This window comes from Pseudomonas putida, assembly GCF_050990305.1.
GTDB classification, from domain to species: Bacteria; Pseudomonadota; Gammaproteobacteria; order Pseudomonadales; family Pseudomonadaceae; genus Aquipseudomonas; species Aquipseudomonas putida_AH.
In genome coordinates, this window is sequence record NZ_CP158817.1 from 636,826 (window position 1) to 657,065 (window position 20,240).

Here is a 20,240-nt window from a genome sequence, read left to right on the forward strand (position 1 = left end):
CCTGCCTGCGCGTTGTCAGAAGCTCATGTCCACCTTGGTCCAAAGTGTTCGCCCCGGCTCCTTGATGGCTTGCGGGTCATTGGCCGGGAAGCCGAAACCGGCGTTGCCGGCCAGGTTCAAGTGCTCGGCGTAAGCCTTGCCGAACAGGTTGTCGACGCCGCTGCTGACCCTCCAGTGCTGGTTGATCCGGTAGGCGCCATTAAGCGAAAACACGCCGAACCCCGGAGTCTTGTCGAAGTCCTTGCCGACCACGTTGCCTTTGTTCTGATCGATACGGTTTTGTGCGGCGACCACTCTCCACAGTGCGCCCGCACTCCAGTTGTCTTCGCTGTAGGTCAGGCCAAAACGTGTGTCCAGCGGTGGCATTTGTGGCAATGCGCTGCCGTCACTGCTGTTCTTGCCCCAGGCATAAGCCAGGGTCGCGTCAGCCTTCCAGTTGGCGGTCAGGTTGTAGGCCGCGCCCAACTCACCGCCCATGATTCGCGCGTCGATGTTCTCGGCTTGCGAGGTCATGCCCATCATCCCGGGCGTGTAGTCGAACAGGATGTAGTCGCGCACCTGGCCGACATAGCCCGAGGCCCAGGCGTCGAGGTCAGCCGTCTTGTATTGCAGGCCGAAATCGAGCTGAGTGGTTTTTTCCGGCTTGATTGAATCAAAGGCATTCACTGACCCGGCGGGACCGGCGTTAGGCGAAAAAAGCTCCCAGTAATCCGGGAAACGCTGGACGTGCCCAAGCCCCGCATACAGCGTGGTCGGACTGTCGGCCAGGTCGTGTTCGTAACGGATGAAACTGCTCGGCAGCGTATCGGCGCGGGTGTCGCCTGCGGTGGGATTGGGGCGGGTCATCATCCCCGACCCGGTGCTCTGCCGGTAATCCTTGGCTGAAGCGCGATCCAGCCGTGCTCCGCTGATCAGGCGATCACGGTCGGCGGCGTACCAGGTCACTTCGCTGAAAACGCCGTAGTTATGGAAATCGGCGTCCTTGGTATAGGGCAGGTCCTTGTAGGTATCGATGCCCATGGCACTGCGTTGGCGGTGCTCGTTGGTCTGCGCGTCGATGCCGCCGATCACCTGCACATCGGCCCAGTGCCAGGTGCCTTTGATGCGAGCACCAAGGGTGCGGCGGTCGACGTTGGACGCCATTGGCCCCGCCATCATTCCTGTACCGGACGGGGTTCGCAGGGTGTAGTTGTCCATCACATGGTCGGCGTAGTTGTAGTAGACCTGCGCCTCGAGCTTTTCCAGCACGTCGCTGATGTTGGACTTTTCGAAGCGCAGGCCCAGGCTTTCGCGCTTGAACTGCGAGCCATCCATGCCACGCCCGGCGTAACGGGCCTCGCCGTCACCCTTGCCCGCCGTCAACTCCAGCAGGGTGTCGGTATCCGGGGTCCAGCCGAGCGCTACATCGCCGTTCCATTTGTCATAGCGAGACGGCACGGTCTCGTTGTTGCCGTCTTGATAGTCGTCGGCCTGCGCGGTGTTGCCGATGACCCGCACGTAACCCAGTGACCCGCCGGCAGCGACGTCCACCAGTTTGTCGAAGCGACCGTTGGAGCCGGCCAGCAGGCTGGCGTCCACCCGTGTGCCGAGTTCGCCGAAGGTCTCTGGCTCGCGGTCGAAGAGGATGGTGCCGGCTGAGGCGCCCGGTCCCCAGAGCACGGTTTGCGGGCCTTTGATCACGGTCAGTTTGTCGTAGGTCTGCGGTGAAATATACGACGTTGGCGCATCCATCCGGCCGGGGCAGGCACCGAGCATCATGCCGCCGTTGGTGAGGATGTTCAGTCGTGAGCCGAACATGCCGCGCAATACCGGGTCGCCGTTGGTGCCGCCATTGCGCACCTGGGCGAAGCCGGGGATGGTTTTCAGATAGTCAGAACCGTCGCTGGCCGGAACCGGTTGGCGCGGATCCTTGGGGTTGGTGACGATAGTCAGTGGTGAACTGGGCGCAATGGCGGTGATCACCGTCGGGCTGAGTTCTTCACTGTGGCCGGCCTGTTCATCGGCCAACGCCGAGGGCGACAGCAGGGCACCGCACAGAATGGCGGTGGCGTGCCTGAAACGAGCGCTCGCGTCGTTCTGGGCATTAAAGGCTTGGGCAGGGCTCAAGCGTGGGACAGCAGAAAACCTGGACATGACAAATTCCATCGAACAGTCGTAAACGACACGGCCGGCAGCCTGAAGCTGTCTTCAAAACCGTGTGCAATCTGAGGGAGGTGTTTACGTGACGATGGGCGGGGCGCGGGTGCGAGCGCCGGGGACGAACGTTTGCCGGGCATGACCCTGGCGGGGGAAGGGCGTAGTGAAAGTGTTGACGGTCGGAGTGTCGAACGCTGCGAACGACGCGCCACCGGTGAGCGCCGGGCAGTTGAACAGCAGGCTGCAATAGCCGCATTTCTCCCATAGAACGTGATGCGCGGCCTTGGGTGGACAATGCTCGGCGTCAGGTTGAACACCGTGATCGGCGTGCTCCATCGCCAACACATCCATGTTCATGTCCATCGACATGTTCATGGAAGTGTTCATCAATGCCTGGGCGCGGTGATCCATCGGCATCGACTGGGAAATCAGCGGACCGATAAAGATCATCAGCATGGCGAACAGGCTGATCCAGCTGCCCCGTGTCAGTTCCAAAGGCTGACGACGGGAGCCGGATGAGCTGTCGCTGAGCGGGCGCATGGGCGTGATTGGCTCAGGCGGTTACTGGGCGTGTTCGTGCTTGTGCATGTCGTCCGGTGCCTGCTTCTGCACCGCCACCTCGACCGTCACGTCACCGGACTTCTCGAAGTGCAGGGTCATGGGAAAACGCTTGCCATCGCTCAGCAGGCTGCGGTCACTCAGGTTCAGCAACATCACGTGATAGGCCATGGGGGCAAAGGTGACTTCGCCACCGGCAGGGACTTCGACGCTCGGCACGTGTTCCATCTTCATCACATCGTTTTGCATCACGTGCTCGTGCAATTGCGCAACGCCGGCAATCGGCGAGTCGACACTGAGCAACCGGTCGGCAGTTTTACCTTCGTTGTGAATCACGAAATAGGCCGCGACGTTCGGTGCGTTGGGCGGCAGTTCTTGCGACCAGGGGTGGGCGATGTGCAGTTCCCCGACTTTGTATTCGTGAGCATTGGCAAAGCAGGCAGGCAGCAGCAACGCGGCCACAACGATGAGTTTGTTCAGCATGATGGTTCTCCAGAACGATTCGAAACGCAGGTCAATTGCGAGTAGGAATCACACCAGAGGGGAGGCTCGGGGGTTGAGGTTCGGCCATTGCTGACGCGGTGTCGGCGTGTTGAGTGAGGCGGGGGGCAGGCTTCGATTGGCTTCGAATTGTGCGAAATACAACGATGGAGCATGTCCGGGCAAGGCCACCACGGGCGCGGAGCCTGAACAGCACCAGCAATGCTGCATGTTGGAATGATCGTCGTTTTGCGAGACTTTTTTCTCGACCTCACCCAGGGATATCGCGACCATCTTGGTGCCGCTGGCGGAGCAAAAACTTCCCCACAACAGCTGTTCGGCAGGCGACTTCGCCGACTGCGCCATTGCTGCGGACATCGGCATGGCGAGCAGGTTGAACAGCACTGCGAAGCAGGCTATCCAGGCAATTGCGAGCCGTTGTCGGTGCATGGGACAGATCCATTGGGTGGGCGATCAGGCGCGGCTATTTAGCCTGATCAATGCCGATAAGTAAAAAAGCGACGTGCGGTGTGGTGTCGCAGCGCTTGAGTTAACAGGTGAAGCATCCTGCGAGCTGCTTCTGGCTCGCCTTTGTTAAAGAGTGTAGCGACTTCATTTCGTAACGCCTGGGCAAATTTTGGGTCACTTTGGATTCGTGCACAGATAGCGTGTTTGACGTCTCTGAGCGCGACACGAATGAAGCGCCCGTCTCCCACGTCTTCCTCTTCACTGGCCTTAAGGTAATTCCACAGATCGGTAGGAGTCAGAAGATACTCACTGATATCGAAGCGAGTGAATTGTTCGGTCATTCGACACTCCGGGCGCTACATTCGCGGCGCTGGCAAAAGTAAGGATAAGTTTGAGCCCAGGCAAGTCAGCCGTTTTGGATGACACCGTGTGAAAGATCCGATATTTATGTAGGACGTTTTGCTCGTTTGTATCCGCTGCCGGAGCCTGCATCTGGCTGCGACAGGTTATGTGCCAGTCATTGCCGCCAAGATATCTGTCACCGACCCAAACTCCCGCTCAACCCCCGGCAACACCGGCCGCGTCAACACCAGCACCGGCACCCCGCGCTCGCGTGCCACTTCCAACTTCGGCTCGGTCGCGGTACTGCCGCTGTTCTTGCTGATCAGCACGTCGATCTGCCGACGTTCGAACAGCGCGCGTTCATCGTCGATCAGGAAGGGGCCGCGCGCGCCGATCACTTCGCAGCGTTCGTTGCCGGGATACACGTCCAGTGCGCGCAAGGTCCAGAATTGTTCCGGCGGGATTTCGTCCAGGTGCTGCAAAGGCTCGCGACCCAGGGTGAACAGGGGGCGTCGAAAGGGTTTGAGGGCTTCGATCAGTTCGGCCCAGTCGCTGACGTCGCGCCAGTCGTCTCCGGCTTGGGGCTGCCAGGCGGGTCTTCGCAGCGCCCAGCAGGGAATGCCGCTCAAGCGCGCTGCGCTCGCAGCGTTTTGGCTGATTTTGGCGGCGTAGGGATGGGTGGCATCCAATAGCAGGTCAATCCGTTCGTCGCGGATGAACTGAGCCAGGCCTTCGGCACCGCCAAAACCACCAACGTGGACCTGACAAGTCAGGTCCGTTGGCACCCGGCCGATGCCGGCCAGGCTGTAGATGTGTTCCGGCCCGAGGGTGCGGGCGATGGCCAGGGCTTCGGTCACTCCGCCCAGCAACAGCATGCGTTTCATTGAAAAACTCCGGCATGTCCAACGATCCCGCCCTGGCGATCGATGGCAAACACTTCGACTTGCACCTGTGCCGGCACCACGCTGCGGGCAAAATCCAGGGCGTGCCGGCACACCGCATCACCCAGGGCGACCCCGGCTGCGCTGGCCATGGCCAGGGCTTGCTGACTGGTGTTGGCGTCGCGGATGCCTTGTTGCAGCGTCGCATCGGCACCCACCGCGGCGGCCCATTCGGCCAGTTGCGGCAGATCGATACTTGAGTGCCGGCTGTGCAAGTCCATATGGCCGGCCGCCAGTTTGCTGATCTTGCCGAAGCCGCCGCAAATGCTGAGTCTGTCCACCGGCACCTTGCGCAGATGCTTGAGCACTGCGCCGACGAAGTCGCCCATCTCGATCAGGGCGATTTCCGGCAGGTTGTAGACCCGGCGCATGGTGTCTTCGCTGGCGTTGCCGGTGCAGGCCGCGATGTGCAGGTAACCGTTGGTTTTCGCGACATCGATGCCCTGGTGAATCGAGGCAATGTACGCCGCACAGGAAAACGGCCGGACAATGCCGCTGGTACCGAGGATCGACAAACCACCGAGTATGCCCAGACGCGGGTTCATGGTTTTCAGTGCCAGGGTTTCGCCGTTTTCGACATTGACCGTGACTTCGAAGCCGCCGCTATAGCCCAGCTCACCGGCGAGTCGTGTCAGATGATCGGTGATCATCTGACGCGGCACCGGATTGATCGCCGGCTCGCCGACACCCAGCACCAACCCTGGGCGAGTGACGGTTCCGACACCACGCCCGGCATGGAAAGCAACGCCCGGCTCGGCGCGCAGCCGAACTTGGGAATAGAGCAGGGCGCCGTGGGTGACGTCGGGATCGTCCCCGGCATCCTTGATCGTGCCAGCCTCGGCGAAGTCGTCCGTCAGCCGACAGAACTCCAGGCGCATTTGTACCTGCTTGCCTTTGGGCAAGATGATTTGCACCGCGTCAGCCACCGTACCGGCAAGCAGCAGGCGTGCGGCCGCAAGGCTGGTCGCCGTGGCGCAGCTGCCGGTGGTCAGGCCGCTGCGTAGCGGCGCGGGCTGTTCGCCAGTTTCGTCACGCATCGAGAGGCTTCGTCATATCCAGTACGGTAATAGGCAAGGCCTGGCGCCAGGTATCGAAATCGCCCAGCGGTTGCGCCTGGGCAATATGAATGCGCGTCAGCTCGCCGCCATGCTGTTCGCGCCACGCCATCAGGGTGATTTCACTTTGCAGCGTGACCGCGTTGGCGATCAGGCGACCGCCCGGTTTGAGGGCGGCCCAGCAGCTGTCCAGCACGCCTTCGCGGGTGACGCCGCCGCCGATGAATATGGCGTCCGGGCGTTCAAGCCCCTCGAGGGCATGCGGTGCACGGCCGCGAATCAGTTGCAGGCCGGGCACGCCAAGGGTTTCGCGGTTGTGCTCGATCAATTGCTGGCGTCCTTCGTCGGCCTCGATGGCCAGGGCCCGGCAACTGGGGTGCGCACGCATCCACTCGATACCGATCGATCCGCTGCCGGCGCCGACATCCCACAGCAATTCACCGGGCAGAGGGGCCAGGCGGGCAAGGGTAATCGCACGGACGTCGCGCTTGGTCAGTTGGCCGTCGTGCTTGAACGCCGAGTCGGGTAAACCGGCGAGGCGCGACAGTCGTGGGGTATTCGGTTCGGCGATGCAGTCGATGGCGATCAGGTTCAAGTCGGCGATGTCAGGATCGGTCCAGTCGCTGGCGATGCCGTCGATACGCCGTTCGGCTTCTCCACCAAGGTGTTCGAGCACGGTGAGGCGGCTGGGGCCGAACCCCCGTTCACGCAACAGCGCGGCGATAGCAGCGGGGCTGCGACCGTCGTTGCTCAGCACCAGCAAGCGCACGCCGCCGGATAACTGGGCGCTGAGTGCGGCGACGGGGCGGGCAACGACGGACAGTGTGACCACATCCTGCAAGGGCCAGCCCATTCTGGCAGCGGCCAACGAGCAGGAAGAAGGGGCGGGCAGAACCTGCATTTCATCGCCGGGCAACTGCCGGGCGAGACTGGCGCCCACTCCGAAGAACATGGGGTCGCCGCTGGCCAGAACGCAGACGGGCTCGCCGCGCCTGGCCAAGACCGGTTCAAGGCTGAAAGGACTGGGCCACAACTGCCGTTCGCCACGGATGCAGGCTGGCAACAGATCCAGTTGTCGTTGTCCTCCAATAATCCGCGAAGCATTCAGCAAGGCATGTCGGGCATTTTTGCCAAGCCCTTTGAAGCCGTCTTCACCGATGCCTACCACTGTCAGCCAGGGGGTCATGCTGTTCCTCTACGTTCAATCGAAGCCTGATCATTACCGCGCCGGCCGGCATCGGTCTGGCGGTTGTGCATCATAACGCGCCGACAGTGATAGACGCCTTTTAACGTCGCAGGAAAATCAGCCTGCCTGGCCTTTGCGCAGTTCGAATCGCTTCATTCCGATCTCGCGCCTCTTTTTATCGATGAGCGTTCTTCTTGTTTCGAGTATGCGTTTGTCCAGCTTGAGGTACGCCCGTTGCTGGATGATGGTGGTGGCCTGTTCTTCCCAATCCAGGAACAGGAAATTGCTTTTTCTCGTATGAGTCATCAATTCAAGATTAAAGACGGCCAGCTCAAGAAAACCCTTCGAGTCGTACCGGACAGGCATGACCTGAAAACGCTGCCCCATGAGAGTTTCTTCATCCAGTGAATAGAGCGCCGGCTTGTCGGGTTTGAGCGCGTCGAGTGTGTCGATCATGGCGTTGCCTTGTCGGGAGTCCTGCATGCGTTGAGCGCTCTGGACCAGGAAGTCTGCAACGCTTGCCGTCAGGTCGTGACGCGTGCGGGTAGTAATGGCCCCTTCAAACACCGACCAGCCAAAAAAATCCAGGGTGACTATGTACTCATGCAGCCACTTGGCCGAATCGGCGAATCGGCTACAGAGCCTATCGGCGGACGCTGTGGCGATCTGTGTGCAATGACCGAGGTCGTCGTAGTCTTGCGTTGAAAGATCGCCTATGCATGAAACAAGGTTGGGCCCGGTCAATATTCCATTCGGTCGTTTACTGTCCATGTTTTTACCTGAGATATGAAAACGTGATGATTGGCGTGCCTTGGAAAAGTACAGGGGGCCGTGCACGGATTGAATGAGCGCGCCTGGGGCAATTGATTCAGGCTGTGAGCTTTTGTCGCCTGCGCTTTTCGTCGTCAAACTGCCTGCGCTTTTCATCCCGCCGGACAAAGCAGGCATAATGCTGCCCTTCGTCCAGTGCCGGTCATCCTGTGAACTTTCGTCCCAAATCCAGTCCTTTACGCCCTTCGGCCTGTCCGGGATTGTTGCGTATCGTCCAGGCTTTGGACGGCGGTATCTGCCGGATCAAGCTCAACGGTGGCTTCATCCGGGCACAGCAAGTGATCGCTGTGGCTGACGCAGCCGAGCGATATGCCGGTGGTGTGATCGAGGCGACCAATCGCGCCAATTTGCAGATTCGTGGAATTGGCAACCAGCAGGCTGCCTTGATCGATAGCTTGCTTGCCGCCGGGTTGGGCCCCAGCCATGCCGCGGGTGACGATGTACGCAATCTGATGCTCAGCCCCGTGGCCGGCCTCGATCGGCAGATGCTGTTCGACACTCGGCCATTGGCTGAACAGATTCTCGCCACAGTGCAACGACACGAACGCTTCCATGACCTCAGCGCCAAATTTGCCGTGCAGCTCGATGGCGGTGAGGCCCTGGCGATGCTCGAACATCCCCACGACTTGTGGTTATCGGCCTTTGAACAAAACGGCGAACAACGACTGGCGTTCGGTCTGGCCGGTTGCCCCACGGACGCGCCCGCAGGGTCGGTCTCGCTCGACGATGGTCATGAGCTGGTGGTGGCGGTCCTTGAGTTGTTCCTGGAGCTGGCGCGTCCCGAGCAAACGCGGATGCGTCATTTGCTGGCCGAGCACGGCATCGAACATCTGCTGACCCGACTGGCCGAGCGTGTGTCCATTCAGGCCGTTATCGATTGGCGGCGCCTTGCGGATGCGAGCGCTCTGCACATCGGCGCTCATCCCCAGAAAAAGACCGGTGTTGCCTATGTGGGAGCGGTGCCGCCGCTGGGACGACTTGACCCGGTGATGCTCAGAGGTGTTGCGCAACTGGCGGACGAGTTCGGCGACGGCAGTCTGCGCTTCACCCCGTGGCAAAGTCTGTTGTTGCCCAATATCCGCAACGAAGACTGCGCCGAAGTTCTTCGACGCCTGGCACGGCTGGGCCTGTCGTGCAATGCCGATCAGCCGCTGACCCGGTTGATCGCCTGCACCGGTTCAAACGGTTGCGGCAAAAGCCTGGCCGAGACCAAGGGCGATGCCCTGCAACTGGCCGCGCTGCTGCAAACGCATGGGCTCGCGCTTAGTGTGCACTTGAGCGGTTGCCCGCGCTCCTGTGCCGCCGCGCATATTGCCCCCACCACATTGCTGGCCGTCGCGCCTGGCCACTACGATTTATATTTTCGCGAAGCAACGCAGTCGGGTTTCGGCGCGTTGCATGCACGCAATCTCACTATTGAAGCGGTCGCAGCCCTGCTCGACGCCCGCTCACGGAGCCCCCTTGATGCTTGATTACATCCGCGACGGTCAGGAGATCTATCGCAACTCCTTCGCGATCATTCGCGCCGAGGCCAACCTCGCGCGAATTCCGGCCGATCTGGAAAAACTCGCGGTGCGGGTGATTCACGCCTGCGGCATGGTCGACGCTATCGACGGTTTGCAGTTTTCCCAAGGCGCGGGCAAGGCCGGGCGCGATGCGCTGGCAGCCGGTGCGCCGATCCTGTGCGATGCGCGGATGGTCTCCGAAGGCATAACCCGCGCGCGATTGCCTGCCAACAACCCGGTCATCTGCACATTGCGTGATGAAAGCGTTCCGCAGCTTGCCCGTGAGTTGGGCAACACCCGTTCCGCCGCAGCGCTGGAACTGTGGCGGCCGCACCTGGAAGGCAGCGTGGTGGTGATCGGCAATGCCCCGACCGCACTGTTCTATCTGTTGGAAATGCTCGATGCCGGAGCACCGAAACCGGCGTTGATCCTCGGCTTCCCGGTGGGCTTCGTCGGTGCCGCCGAGTCCAAGGCAGCGCTGGCGGCGGACAGTCGCGGCGTGCCGTTTGTCATCATGCAAGGCCGCCTGGGCGGTAGCGCCATGGCCGCCGCCGCCGTCAATGCCCTCGCCACGGAGATCGAATGATGCAGCAACCTGGACGATTGATCGGCCTTGGCGTTGGCCCTGGTGATCCGGAACTGATCACGGTCAAGGCCTTACGCCTGTTGCGCGAATCGCCGGTGGTGGCGTACTTCGTCGCCAAGGGTAAGAAGGGTAATGCGTTCGGCATCATCGAGTCGCATCTGCAAGACGCTCAGAACCTGCTGCCGTTGGTGTATCCGGTGACCACTGAAGCCTTGCCGGCACCGCTTTCGTACGAGCAAGTGATCAGTGATTTTTATGATGATGCTGCCGAAGAACTGGCTGCACACCTCGATGCCGGTCGCGATGTAGCGGTGATCTGCGAGGGTGATCCGTTCTTCTATGGTTCCTACATGTACCTGCATGACCGGCTCGCCGAGCGCTATCAGGCCGAAGTCGTGCCGGGCGTATGTTCGATGCTCGGCGGGGCTTCGGTACTCGGTGCACCGCTGGTGTATCGCAATCAGAGCCTGTCGGTGTTGTCCGGCGTGCTGCCCCACGACGAGCTCAAGCGTCGCCTGGCCGATGCCGATGCCGCCGTGATCATGAAGCTGGGCCGCAATTTTCCCAAGGTCCGTCAGGTGCTGGAGGAGCTCGGATTGGCCGAGCGGGCGCTCTATGTCGAGCGCGCGACTATGGCTAACCAGAAAATCGTGCCGCTGGATCAGGTCGAGCCGATGTCCTCACCGTATTTCTCGTTGATCATCGTTCCCGGCGAAAGGTGGCAAGGCTGATGACGCGTTCAGTTCCGGCGATTGTCATTCTCGGTAAGGGCAGCCTCGCCACTGCTCGCAACATTCAAGTGCTTTATCCTGGAGCGCTGATCCACGGCTTGGCCGGGCGGGTCGAGGGGGCGGACCGTGTGTATCACGAGTTCGGCGCGACCCTGCGCGAGCTGTATCAACAGGACACGCCGATCATTGCCCTGTGTGCGGCGGGTATCGTCATCCGCACTTTGGCGCCGTTGCTGCTGGAAAAAGGTGTTGAACCACCGGTGCTGGCTGTGGCCGAAGACGGCAGTGCGGTGGTGCCGTTGCTGGGGGGGCTGGGCGGTGTGAATGTGATGGCGCGAGAAATCGCCGCACATTTCGATGTCAAACCGGCCATCACCACCAGCGGTGAGCTGCGTTTTGGCACTTGCCTGCTCAATCCACCCAGCGGCTATGCACTGGGCGATCTGGAGCTGGGCAAGCGTTTCGTTTCCGACTTGCTGGCTGGTGAAACGGTACGTATCGAAGGGGCGGCACCGTGGCTGGCGCAAGCGCAGTTGCCTGAGGATGCCCAGGCACGACTGGCGGTGCATGTCAGCCATGTCGAGCGTGTACCGGCGGACAACGAATTGCTGATCTATCCGCGCAATGTGCTGGTGGCGATCAGCGCTGGCGTTACTGATTTGCCGAATACGATCCGTGTGGCATTACATAAGGCCGCAATCGCTGTGCAATCGGTGGCGTGTCTGTTGGCGGCCGATGCTGAAATGGCTAACCCGGTGCTTCATGCAGCAGCGCTTGAACTGGGTGTGCCGTTGCGATTTGCCGATGCTGGGGCGGATATCGGTGAACTGGCCTGCAACGCTATCGGGCAGCCTGTCGCCATTCTGGGCGACAACAGCCTGGCCATTGCAGTCGCCGAACAACCGTTGGATCTATCGCAGATCGGTCGCCCTCGTGGTCGTCTGGCGGTGGTGGGACTTGGGCCCGGAGCGGCTGAATTGATGGTGCCCGCGGTGAAGGCTGAACTGGCTCGCGCCAACGATGTGTTGGGGTATGAAACCTACGTGCGCATGGCCGGGCCGTTTCGCGACGATCAGGTGTTGCATTGCACCGATAACCGCGAAGAGATGCAGCGTGCACGCCATGCTTTTGAACTGGCAGCCCAGGGGCGGTCAGTGGTGGTGGTTTCCTCGGGTGATCCGGGCGTTTTTGCCATGGCCGCTGCCGTGCTCGAAGCGCTTCATGAGTCCACCGATGCGGCGTGGCACCGCGTTGACCTGGAAATCTTGCCGGGGGTTTCCGCATCGCTGGCAACGGCTGCCCAGGCCGGTGCGCCGTTGGGGCATGACTTCTGTGTGCTTTCGTTATCCGACAACCTCAAGCCGTGGTCGATCATTGAAAAACGCCTGGATCTGGCGGCTCAGGCCGATCTCGCCCTGGCGTTCTACAACCCGATCTCCCGTTCGCGCCCATGGCAGCTGGGGCAGGCGCTGGACATCGTTTCCCGTCATCGCGAGCCTCGCACACCCGTGGTACTGGGGCGAGACATTGGCCGTCCGGGTCAAACCTTGCGCGTCACGACGTTGGGGGAGTTGAGTGTCGATCAAGTGGACATGCGGACCATGGTCCTTATCGGCTCTTCGACGACGCGGCTGATTCCCCGTGTCGATGGCAGTCCTTGGGTCTATACGCCACGCAGTTATGGCGACAAGCTAACGCCCATCCAGTAATCGATATTTATTTTTTAGAGTCACGCCAGATTGCCCGCATTGTTGGGTGATCTGGTTGTTGTATCTTTATTGGCGTTGTTTTTAAAAGCCTACATATGTTGTGTTTGGTTGAAGTTGTTGCTCTGGATGAGTTGGAGTAGTTTTGTGGCGCTCCGGGATGGAGCGCTAATTAATCAATAAAAGGGATTTTATATATGGACGTTTTTGAAAGTTCGGTCAGTGTTGCGCGTAGTGTTGATTTTGTCCGACTGTGTCTGCATAAACGCAAGGCTGCATTGCCTGCCATTAACCGCGTCAGGTCACTGGTGCCTGCGGTGGCCACCAGCCCCACCAAAGAGTTGGACGCGTTGGTGCTGGGTAATAGCCTGATTGGCTACGGTAAGAATATCAGCGTCGAGAACATGGCGATCATTGAAAACCTGATCACCATGTCGAAGATGGAAGCCAACTACGAAGTGCCCGGAACTTCCGATCCCGAGGCCTGGTATCACGCGTTTGCCAAGTGCATGGAAGATCTTGGTTGCTTCGTGGCAGACAAGGGTTATTCCAAATACAGTGCCAGCGCACTCAAGTTAGAAATGGATAATGTCATGGTTGATGTTATTCAGGCCGCCGTCGAGGCAGCAAAAGCCGCTATTCCTGGCGCTGCTGTGTTGAGTGCTGTCACCCACTCCACATTGGATGCATTGAAGAAAGAGCCTGAAGCGATCAACTTGTTGAATATCGAGTCGAAAAGTGCGGAAGGTGTTCGACTGTCAACGATTCCCTGCGAACAGATGCCCAATGGAATTATTCTGATTGCGATAGCGGCCATCGATCATCGAGGGGGGAGTGACGACGGCGGCGTGTTGTTTGTTGACTGGAAAACGTCTTCCCTCGATGTTTTTCACGGCAAGTCGTTCATCACGTTCAACCCGGTCCGGTATGCGGAAATAAGATCGGATATCGAAGAGTATCTAGGCGTGCATCGCAAGGAAGTTCTGGTCAAGCGCTTCAGTCGGCGTAAGTGACATGGCCTGGCCAGAGTTTTGTTGACTCTGGCCAGGCTGTAACGAGGGTCAAGGAACCAGATAGCCCTTGACCCCGGTAAAGATGATCTGTGCCGCCAATGCACACACGAACAACCCCATCAACCGGCTGAGAATCTGCAATCCCTGATCGCCGACAATGCGTTCGATATGGTTGGACAGATACAGCACCACGCCCACCGTAAAGCTGGCGATGGCAATACTGACAATGGCAATGAGCTTGTCGTCCCAATGCGGCTGGCCCACGCCCATCACCAGCAAGGCACCGATGGTGCCGGGGCCGACGGTCAACGGGATGGTCAGCGGGACGATGGTCACGTCTTGCTGCACGTTGTCGGTCTGCACCGCCGACTTGCCCTGTGCCATGCCCAACGCGGAGATGAACAAGACGCTGCCGGCGCCAATACGGAATGCATCCACGGTGATGCCGAAGACGCTGAAAATCACACGGCCAAACAGGTACAACAAGACGCTGGAGACCAGCGTGGCGATCGCCACTTTCCAGGCCAGTCGACGTTGTTCCTTGCGCGAGTAACCGCGGGTAAGGCTGATGAAACAGGACAACACGAAGAACGGGCTGTAGAGCACCAGCATCTTCAGGTACACACTGAACAACACGTGGAGCATGGTGCAGGCTCACTGGCGAGGGAAGTCGAGAGGAGTCTATCAGGCGTTGCGGGGTCTGTCGGCTCAGGACGTTGGTGTCGCCGTCCGGTTCTGCAGATCGCGCTGGGCAACCCAGTGTTCGATCAGTTCGCGCAACTGCGAGAGCTCTACCGGTTTGGCCATGTGCCCGTCCATGCCGGCCTGGCGCGCGCGTTCCTTATGCTCGGCCAGGATATGCGCGGTCAATGCCACCACGGGGGTACGAGTACGCTGGTTACCCACTTCCCAGGCCCGCAGTTGCTGGGTGGCCGAGAAACCGTCGAGGATCGGCATTTCACAGTCCATCAGCACCAGGTCGTAACGCTGGGCCTTCATCGCCTGCAAGGCTTCTTCACCATTGCTGGCCGTGTCAGGTTGCAGATTGAGCTTGCCCAGCATGCCGCGGATCACCTTGGTCGAGATGCTGTTGTCTTCGGCCACCAGAATGCGGAAATCGTTGGGCACCTTGACCGGCAGTGTAGGACTGGAGGGGAGGTGCTGCACGAGCGCGAGGCCCTTGTTACGCTGGTTCAACTCATCGGCCAGGGTCGTCTTGAGGGTGTAGCCGGCCACCGGTTTTGCGAGGATGCGTTTGATTCCCGAGTTGCGCGCGATGATTTTGCTCGGTGCATTGCTGATACCGGTGAGCATGATCAGCAGAATGTCGTGGTTCAGGCTCGGGTCTTCCTTGATCTTGGCAGCCAATTGCATGCCGGTCATGCCAGGCATGTTCTGGTCCAGCAGGACGACGTCGAAATAGTCACGCAAGTGTGCCTTGGTTCGCAGCAGTGCCAGCGCTTCCTTGCCGGACGCAACCGCGCTGACGTTCAAGCCCCAGGCGCTGCATTGCTGCACCAACACCTTGCGACAGGTGTCGTTGTCGTCCACCACCAAAACCCGCGCGCCTTGTAGCGGGCCATCGAGGTCTGAGGTCGGATGCTCCAGTCGATCAGGGTCCAGTGGCAAGGTCAGCCATAAGGTGCTGCCCTGATTGCTCCCGCTCTTGATACCGAACTCGCCTTGCATCAGGCGAATGAGCTGGCGGGCGATGACCAGCCCCAGATTGCCACCCAGGCGGTTGGCCGAGAGGAAGTTTTTGCTGTGCAGTTCCGCGTGCATCAATGCATCGCGCTCCTCGGCGTCCATGGGTTCGCCGCTGTCCTGAACAGCGATTCGCAGACGCGGTTTTGCACTGCGCTCGTCGAGCGCGACGACGATCAGAATTTCGCCTTCGTCGGTTTTCTTCAGGGCGTTTTCAAGCAGGCTCAACAAGGTTTGGCGCAGGCGTGTCGGGTCACCGCTGATTACGCGAGGAACTTGCGGTTGAATGAAGCTGATCAGCTCGACGTTCTGCTGTTCGGCCTTGGCGCGGAAGATACTGAGGCAGTCCTCAATCAGCGCGTTGAGATCGAACTGCACATCATCGAGTTCGATCTGTCCGGATTCGAGTTTGGAGATATCGAGGATTTCGTTAATGAGCGTCAGCAGTTCATTGCCGGCGCTATGGATCGTCTGTACGTAGTCGCGCTGTTTCACCGAGAGCGGTGTACCCAGCAGCAGCTCGGTCATGCCCAGCACGCCATTCATCGGTGTACGTATTTCGTGGCTGATCTTCGCCAGGAACTCGGCCTTGGCGTTGATCTCGGCATTACTGGCCGCCAGGTCGCGGCTAATGCTGAAGCGGTCCTCCGTGATGCGGCGTTGGCGTTCGCTCAGGGCAATGCTCATAAACAGGCCGCTGATGCAGATGAATGCCAGCAGGGTGGTGATCAGGCCGTGGGGTTCGATCAGGGTCAGCCCCAGCAGTGCGGGCAGGATAATCAGCGTTCCGAGGTTGAACGCCACCATGGCGCCCACGAAGAGGCGCGCCGGTCGATAGCCTTTCTGCCAGTGATAGGCGCTGACGAACAGCATGCTCAGGCCCGCCAGGGCGACCAGGCCATAGGTGATGAGGTTCAGCGGCAGTGTATTGACGAACAGCAGCAACAAGCTGCAGATAGTAATCAGCAGTATTTCACCCAGTATCAGCCTGTTCAGCGGGTGCGGGCCGAGGGGGGCGAAGAAACGATAGGTGAACATCAGGCCGCAAGGGGCCGTCAACAGCAAGGCGAGGTATGCGCCGGGTGTTTGCAAGGCTTGCCAATGTGGCAGCCAGGCCCCTGCCAGATTCAGCAACAGCACCAGACTGAGCATCAGCAGCGCTTCGCAGGCTGCCAGCCAGAGAGCGCTGTGTGAGCGGGTGTAGGCGTAGCGGATGAGGTTGTGCAGGATCAGCATGCCAATGCAGCCCAACAGCAGGCCATAGATTAGCGATTGGCTCTGATCGGCTGCGGTCATGACCGCTGACTGCAGGCTGATATAGGGGCGCAGCTGGTGTTCGGAGACCAGTCGCAGGTAGACATCCAGGGGTTTGTCGAGTTGGGGCAATGGCAGCATGAAGTCGCTGCTGGGCAGTGGCCGGTCAGACTGGGGTTGTTTGTTGCCGGTGTTTGATTGCTCGATCAGCTTGTCGCCGTCCAGCACATACATATTGAGTTGCGCCAGGTCGGGTGCGAATACGCGCAGTACCTGTTCATGTTTACCGGGGGCAAGGCGAAAGCGCAGCCAAAGCGCACCGTCGGGCTCGGCCGCCGTGACGCGCTCGAGATCGATAGGACTGAATTGGTTGGTGTAACGGGCGGAGCGGATGTCGCTCAGTTGCAAGTCGCCCTGTTCATCGAGCAATACCGCCAAGCCACTGCCTGGCGCGGCCTGAGCCGGGAGCATGCAGAGCAAGGTCAGCAGAGTGACGGTGAACCCTATGGCAATCCTGAGCCAGCGCACGGCGAAATCCCTTCGTAGGTTGATGCCAGAATATAACTATGCGCGGCGCCGGAATAGTCAGGCAAGGGCCCAAGGCCCTTGCCCGGCCGAATGGGTAGCTTATTCCTGATTTTCGCCACGCTCGCGGGCAATGGCACGGTAGCCAATGTCCTTGCGATAGAAACTGCCTTCCCAATCAATGCTGGCCGCCAGTTTGTATGCCTGCTGTTGAGCGGCATCGACGCTGGCGCCCATGGCGGTGGCGCAAAGCACCCGTCCACCGGCCGTCACAACTTGACCGTCCTTGAGCGCGGTCCCGGCATGGAACACTTTGCCTTCCAGTGCCGCTGCTGCATCCAGGCCCTTGATGGCCGCGCCTTTGGCGTAGTCACCAGGATAGCCGCCCGCGGCCAGTACGACACCGACGCTCGGACGTGGATCCCATTGCGCCTCAACCTTGTCCAAGGCCTGTGCCAGGGCCGCTTCGACCAGCAGTACCAGGCTCGACTGCAAACGCAGCATGACAGGTTGGGTCTCAGGGTCGCCGAAACGGCAGTTGAATTCGATAACTTTTGGGTTACCAGCCTTGTCGATCATCAGGCCTGCGTACAGGAAGCCAGTGTAGACGTTGCCTTCTTCAGCCATGCCGCGAACCGTCGGCCAGATCACCTGGTCCATGACACGCGTGTGCACTTCACTGGTGACCACCGGTGCAGGGGAGTAGGCACCCATGCCGCCGGTGTTAGGGCCGGTATCACCATCGCCGACGCGTTTATGGTCCTGGCTGGTGGCCATCGGCAGGACGTTCTTGCCGTCGACCATGACGATGAAGCTGGCTTCTTCGCCGTCCAGGAACTCTTCGATCACTACGCGCGAACCGGCATCGCCGAATGCATTGCCCGCCAGCATGTCGCGCACGGCGTCCTCGGCTTCGGCCAGGGTCATGGCGACGATCACACCTTTACCGGCGGCCAGGCCATCGGCCTTGATCACGATCGGGGCGCCTTTTTCACGCAGGTAGGCCAGGGCCGGCTCGATCTCTGTGAAGTTCTGGTAGTCGGCAGTCGGGATCTTGTGGCGAGCCAGGAAGTCCTTGGTGAACGCTTTCGAGCCTTCCAGCTGTGCAGCGCCAGCGGTCGGACCGAAGCAATCCAGGCCACGGGAGCGGAACAGGTCAACGACGCCAGCGACCAGCGGCACTTCCGGACCGACGATGGTCAGGGAAACGTTTTTCTCGGCGAAGTCGGCCAACTGTTCCAGGGCCAGGACGTCGATGGCAACGTTTTCGCATTTTGCTTCAATGGCGGTACCTGCGTTGCCTGGCGCCACGAAAACTTTCTGCACACGCGGATCCTGAGCCACTTTCCAGGCCAGGGCGTGTTCACGGCCACCGCTGCCAATGATCAAAACATTCATTTCAAAAACCTCGGATGACGCTAATTCTGGGAAGCATCCTGATGGATGCTGACTGTAGGAGCCGGCTTGCTGGCGATCGAGTCGCTGCAATTTACCGGCTGGACCGCTATCGCCAGCAAGCCGGCTCCTACAGTGGGTGCGTTTATCAGTGACGGAAGTGGCGCATGCCGGTGAACACCATGGCGATGCCGGCTTCATCAGCGGCGGCGATCACTTCGTTGTCGCGCATCGAACCGCCTGGCTGGATCACCGCGGTGATGCCGGCCTTGGCCGCATTGTCCAGACCGTCGCGGAACGGGAAGAAAGCGTCGGATGCCATCACCGAACCGGCTACTTGCAGGCCGGCATGTTCTGCCTTGATGGCAGCGATGCGGGCGGAGTTTACGCGGCTCATCTGGCCAGCGCCGACACCGATGGTCTGACGGTTTTTGGCGTAGACGATGGCGTTGGACTTCACGTACTTGGCCACTTTCCAGGCGAAGATCAGGTCGTTGATTTCCTGCTCGGTCGGTGCGCGTTTGGTCACGACTTTCAGGTCATCGGCACCGATCATGCCGATATCGCGGCTCTGTACCAGCAGGCCACCGTTGACGCGTTTGTAGTCCCAGGCAGCGGCACGATCGGCCGACCATTCGCCGCAGGCCAGCAGGCGCACGTTGGCTTTTGCCGCGACGATGGCACGGGCTTCTTCGCTGACGCTTGGGGCGATGATCACTTCAACGAACTGGCGCTCGACGATCGCTTTGGCGGTTTCAGCGTCCAGTTCGCGGTTGAAAGCGATGATGCCGCCGAACGCCGATTCGGTGTCGGTGGCGTAGGCCAGGTCGTAGGCCTTGCGGATGCCACCTTCGGCATCAGGGCTGACGGCCACGCCGCACGGGTTGGCGTGCTTGACGATGACGCAGGCCGGCTTGACGAAGCTCTTGACGCATTCCAGCGCAGCGTCGGTGTCGGCCACGTTGTTGAAAGACAGCTCTTTGCCTTGCAGTTGGGTCGCGGTGGCGATGCCGACTTCGGCAGGTTTGGCTTCCACGTAAAACGCCGCGCTCTGGTGCGGGTTCTCGCCGTAGCGCATTTCCTGGGCCTTGATGAACTGGCTGTTGAAGGTGCGCGGGAATTCGCTGCGACCTTCTGTGCTGAGGATGTCAGCGGCCTGGTTCACGGTGCCCATGTAGTTGGCGATCATGCCGTCGTAGGCTGCAGTGTGTTCGAACGCCTTGAGCATCAGGTCGAAACGCTGAGCGTAGGTCAGGCCGCCGGCCTTGAGGTTTTCCAGGACGTTGGCGTAGTCGCTGGCATTGACCACGATGGCCACGTCTTTGTGGTTCTTGGCGGCGGAACGGACCATGGTCGGGCCGCCGATGTCGATGTTCTCGATGGCGGTCGGCAGGTCGCAGCCTGGCTTGCTGATGGTGGCTTCGAACGGGTAGAGGTTGACCGCGACCAGGTCGATCGGCTTGATGCCGTGCTCGTTCATGATGGCGTCGTCGATACCGCGACGACCCAGGATCCCGCCGTGGATTTTCGGGTGCAGGGTTTTCACCCGACCGTCCATCATTTCCGCGAAGCCGGTGTAATCGGCGACTTCCACTGCGGCAACGCCGTTGTCCTGCAGCAGCTTGAACGTCCCGCCGGTGGAGAGAATCTCGACGCCCAGGGCTTCAAGCTCTTTGGCGAATTCGAGGATCCCGGTCTTGTCGGAAACACTGATCAAGGCGCGGCGGATCGGCAGGCGGGTAGTCTGGTCGGTCATCTCAATTTCCATCACAAAGCAAAGGAGTCAGCAAAAAAGGCGACCGGTTTTACGCGGGCGCCTTTCTG

The 20,240-nt window shown here is 60.2% G+C and carries 18 protein-coding genes; 5 read left to right on the plus strand and 13 right to left on the minus strand.

Features of this window, described 5'->3' with window-relative positions; all coding sequences use genetic code 11:
* Nucleotides 1-15: 15 nt before the first annotated feature.
* From ABTV22_RS02845 to ABTV22_RS02885, 9 genes are all read right to left on the minus strand, one after another.
* The gene (locus ABTV22_RS02845) at nucleotides 16-2,133 is read right to left on the minus strand and encodes a TonB-dependent copper receptor (RefSeq protein ID WP_433738470.1); all 2,118 of its coding nucleotides are present in this window, start codon (nucleotides 2,131-2,133) and stop codon (nucleotides 16-18) included.
* An 84-nt stretch (nucleotides 2,134-2,217) separates the two neighbouring features.
* Entirely contained in the window at nucleotides 2,218-2,676 is a 459-nt protein-coding gene (locus tag ABTV22_RS02850) for a DUF2946 domain-containing protein (protein WP_433738471.1), read from the minus strand.
* Between the two features lie 21 nt (nucleotides 2,677-2,697).
* On the minus strand, nucleotides 2,698-3,177 hold the full coding sequence (locus ABTV22_RS02855) for a copper chaperone PCu(A)C (RefSeq protein WP_433738472.1): 480 nt from the start codon (nucleotides 3,175-3,177) through the stop codon (nucleotides 2,698-2,700).
* A 48-nt stretch (nucleotides 3,178-3,225) separates the two neighbouring features.
* The gene (locus ABTV22_RS02860; RefSeq protein WP_433738473.1) at nucleotides 3,226-3,624 is read right to left on the minus strand and encodes a DUF2946 domain-containing protein; all 399 of its coding nucleotides are present in this window, start codon (nucleotides 3,622-3,624) and stop codon (nucleotides 3,226-3,228) included.
* A gap of 47 nt (nucleotides 3,625-3,671) precedes the next feature.
* Nucleotides 3,672-3,983 (minus strand): hypothetical protein, encoded by a 312-nt coding sequence (locus ABTV22_RS02865; RefSeq protein WP_433738474.1) that lies wholly within the window; start codon nucleotides 3,981-3,983, stop codon nucleotides 3,672-3,674.
* 165 nt (nucleotides 3,984-4,148) lie between these two features.
* Nucleotides 4,149-4,868, minus strand: a complete 720-nt coding sequence (locus ABTV22_RS02870; protein WP_433738475.1) for a cobalt-precorrin-6A reductase — start codon at nucleotides 4,866-4,868, stop codon at nucleotides 4,149-4,151.
* Nucleotides 4,865-5,962 (minus strand): cobalt-precorrin-5B (C(1))-methyltransferase, encoded by a 1,098-nt coding sequence (locus ABTV22_RS02875; RefSeq protein ID WP_433738476.1) that lies wholly within the window; start codon nucleotides 5,960-5,962, stop codon nucleotides 4,865-4,867. Before ABTV22_RS02875 ends, ABTV22_RS02870 begins: the two co-directional genes overlap by 4 nt.
* Nucleotides 5,955-7,166: a precorrin-6y C5,15-methyltransferase (decarboxylating) subunit CbiE gene (gene cbiE, locus ABTV22_RS02880; RefSeq protein ID WP_433738477.1), complete on the minus strand. Its 1,212-nt coding sequence runs from the start codon at nucleotides 7,164-7,166 to the stop codon at nucleotides 5,955-5,957. Before cbiE ends, ABTV22_RS02875 begins: the two co-directional genes overlap by 8 nt.
* A 117-nt stretch (nucleotides 7,167-7,283) precedes the next feature.
* Nucleotides 7,284-8,114 carry a hypothetical protein gene (locus tag ABTV22_RS02885; protein WP_433738478.1) on the minus strand — a complete coding sequence of 277 codons (831 nt, stop codon included), beginning with the start codon at nucleotides 8,112-8,114 and terminating at the stop codon, nucleotides 7,284-7,286.
* Nucleotides 8,115-8,146: 32 nt separating this feature from the next.
* Between ABTV22_RS02885 and cobG the strand changes: the two genes are divergently transcribed.
* From cobG to ABTV22_RS02910, 5 genes are all read left to right on the plus strand, one after another.
* A complete protein-coding gene (gene cobG / locus ABTV22_RS02890; RefSeq protein ID WP_433738479.1) occupies nucleotides 8,147-9,469 on the plus strand; it encodes a precorrin-3B synthase in 1,323 nt (440 codons plus the stop codon).
* Nucleotides 9,462-10,088 (plus strand): precorrin-8X methylmutase, encoded by a 627-nt coding sequence (locus ABTV22_RS02895; protein ID WP_433738480.1) that lies wholly within the window; start codon nucleotides 9,462-9,464, stop codon nucleotides 10,086-10,088. The genes cobG and ABTV22_RS02895 overlap by 8 nt, the downstream gene beginning before the upstream one ends.
* Nucleotides 10,088-10,819 carry a precorrin-2 C(20)-methyltransferase gene (locus ABTV22_RS02900; RefSeq protein ID WP_433741282.1) on the plus strand — a complete coding sequence of 244 codons (732 nt, stop codon included), beginning with the start codon at nucleotides 10,088-10,090 and terminating at the stop codon, nucleotides 10,817-10,819. The genes ABTV22_RS02895 and ABTV22_RS02900 overlap by 1 nt, the downstream gene beginning before the upstream one ends.
* Nucleotides 10,819-12,528, plus strand: a complete 1,710-nt coding sequence (gene cobJ, locus ABTV22_RS02905; RefSeq protein WP_433738481.1) for a precorrin-3B C(17)-methyltransferase — start codon at nucleotides 10,819-10,821, stop codon at nucleotides 12,526-12,528. The genes ABTV22_RS02900 and cobJ overlap by 1 nt, the downstream gene beginning before the upstream one ends.
* A gap of 194 nt (nucleotides 12,529-12,722) precedes the next feature.
* Nucleotides 12,723-13,538 (plus strand): hypothetical protein, encoded by an 816-nt coding sequence (locus ABTV22_RS02910; RefSeq protein WP_433738482.1) that lies wholly within the window; start codon nucleotides 12,723-12,725, stop codon nucleotides 13,536-13,538.
* A 48-nt stretch (nucleotides 13,539-13,586) separates the two neighbouring features.
* Here ABTV22_RS02910 and ABTV22_RS02915 read toward each other — a convergent pair whose 3' ends face one another.
* From ABTV22_RS02915 to purH, 4 genes are all read right to left on the minus strand, one after another.
* Nucleotides 13,587-14,183, minus strand: a complete 597-nt coding sequence (locus ABTV22_RS02915) for a MarC family protein (protein ID WP_433738483.1) — start codon at nucleotides 14,181-14,183, stop codon at nucleotides 13,587-13,589.
* Between the two features lie 63 nt (nucleotides 14,184-14,246).
* Nucleotides 14,247-17,024, minus strand: a complete 2,778-nt coding sequence (locus ABTV22_RS02920; protein WP_433738484.1) for a response regulator — start codon at nucleotides 17,022-17,024, stop codon at nucleotides 14,247-14,249.
* Between the two features lie 99 nt (nucleotides 17,025-17,123).
* Nucleotides 17,124-18,419, minus strand: a complete 1,296-nt coding sequence (purD, locus tag ABTV22_RS02925) for a phosphoribosylamine--glycine ligase (RefSeq protein ID WP_433738485.1) — start codon at nucleotides 18,417-18,419, stop codon at nucleotides 17,124-17,126.
* A gap of 145 nt (nucleotides 18,420-18,564) precedes the next feature.
* The gene (gene purH, locus ABTV22_RS02930; RefSeq protein ID WP_433738486.1) at nucleotides 18,565-20,172 is read right to left on the minus strand and encodes a bifunctional phosphoribosylaminoimidazolecarboxamide formyltransferase/IMP cyclohydrolase; all 1,608 of its coding nucleotides are present in this window, start codon (nucleotides 20,170-20,172) and stop codon (nucleotides 18,565-18,567) included.
* Between the last annotated feature and the right edge of the window lie 68 nt (nucleotides 20,173-20,240).

Coding starts and splice junctions, on each gene's coding strand:
- ABTV22_RS02875 (WP_433738476.1), bottom strand. CDS start 5,962: ATGCGTGACGAAACTGGCGAACAGCCCGCGCCGCTACGCAGCGGCCTG.
- ABTV22_RS02870 (WP_433738475.1), bottom strand. CDS start 4,868: ATGAAACGCATGCTGTTGCTGGGCGGAGTGACCGAAGCCCTGGCCATC.
- purD (WP_433738485.1), bottom strand. CDS start 18,419: ATGAATGTTTTGATCATTGGCAGCGGTGGCCGTGAACACGCCCTGGCC.
- ABTV22_RS02910 (WP_433738482.1), top strand. CDS start 12,723: ATGGACGTTTTTGAAAGTTCGGTCAGTGTTGCGCGTAGTGTTGATTTT.
- cobJ (WP_433738481.1), top strand. CDS start 10,819: ATGACGCGTTCAGTTCCGGCGATTGTCATTCTCGGTAAGGGCAGCCTC.
- ABTV22_RS02845 (WP_433738470.1), bottom strand. CDS start 2,133: ATGTCCAGGTTTTCTGCTGTCCCACGCTTGAGCCCTGCCCAAGCCTTT.
- purH (WP_433738486.1), bottom strand. CDS start 20,172: ATGACCGACCAGACTACCCGCCTGCCGATCCGCCGCGCCTTGATCAGT.
- ABTV22_RS02895 (WP_433738480.1), top strand. CDS start 9,462: ATGCTTGATTACATCCGCGACGGTCAGGAGATCTATCGCAACTCCTTC.
- ABTV22_RS02915 (WP_433738483.1), bottom strand. CDS start 14,183: ATGCTCCACGTGTTGTTCAGTGTGTACCTGAAGATGCTGGTGCTCTAC.
- ABTV22_RS02860 (WP_433738473.1), bottom strand. CDS start 3,624: ATGCACCGACAACGGCTCGCAATTGCCTGGATAGCCTGCTTCGCAGTG.
- ABTV22_RS02900 (WP_433741282.1), top strand. CDS start 10,088: ATGCAGCAACCTGGACGATTGATCGGCCTTGGCGTTGGCCCTGGTGAT.
- ABTV22_RS02855 (WP_433738472.1), bottom strand. CDS start 3,177: ATGCTGAACAAACTCATCGTTGTGGCCGCGTTGCTGCTGCCTGCCTGC.
- cbiE (WP_433738477.1), bottom strand. CDS start 7,166: ATGACCCCCTGGCTGACAGTGGTAGGCATCGGTGAAGACGGCTTCAAA.
- ABTV22_RS02865 (WP_433738474.1), bottom strand. CDS start 3,983: ATGACCGAACAATTCACTCGCTTCGATATCAGTGAGTATCTTCTGACT.
- ABTV22_RS02885 (WP_433738478.1), bottom strand. CDS start 8,114: ATGCCTGCTTTGTCCGGCGGGATGAAAAGCGCAGGCAGTTTGACGACG.
- ABTV22_RS02850 (WP_433738471.1), bottom strand. CDS start 2,676: ATGCGCCCGCTCAGCGACAGCTCATCCGGCTCCCGTCGTCAGCCTTTG.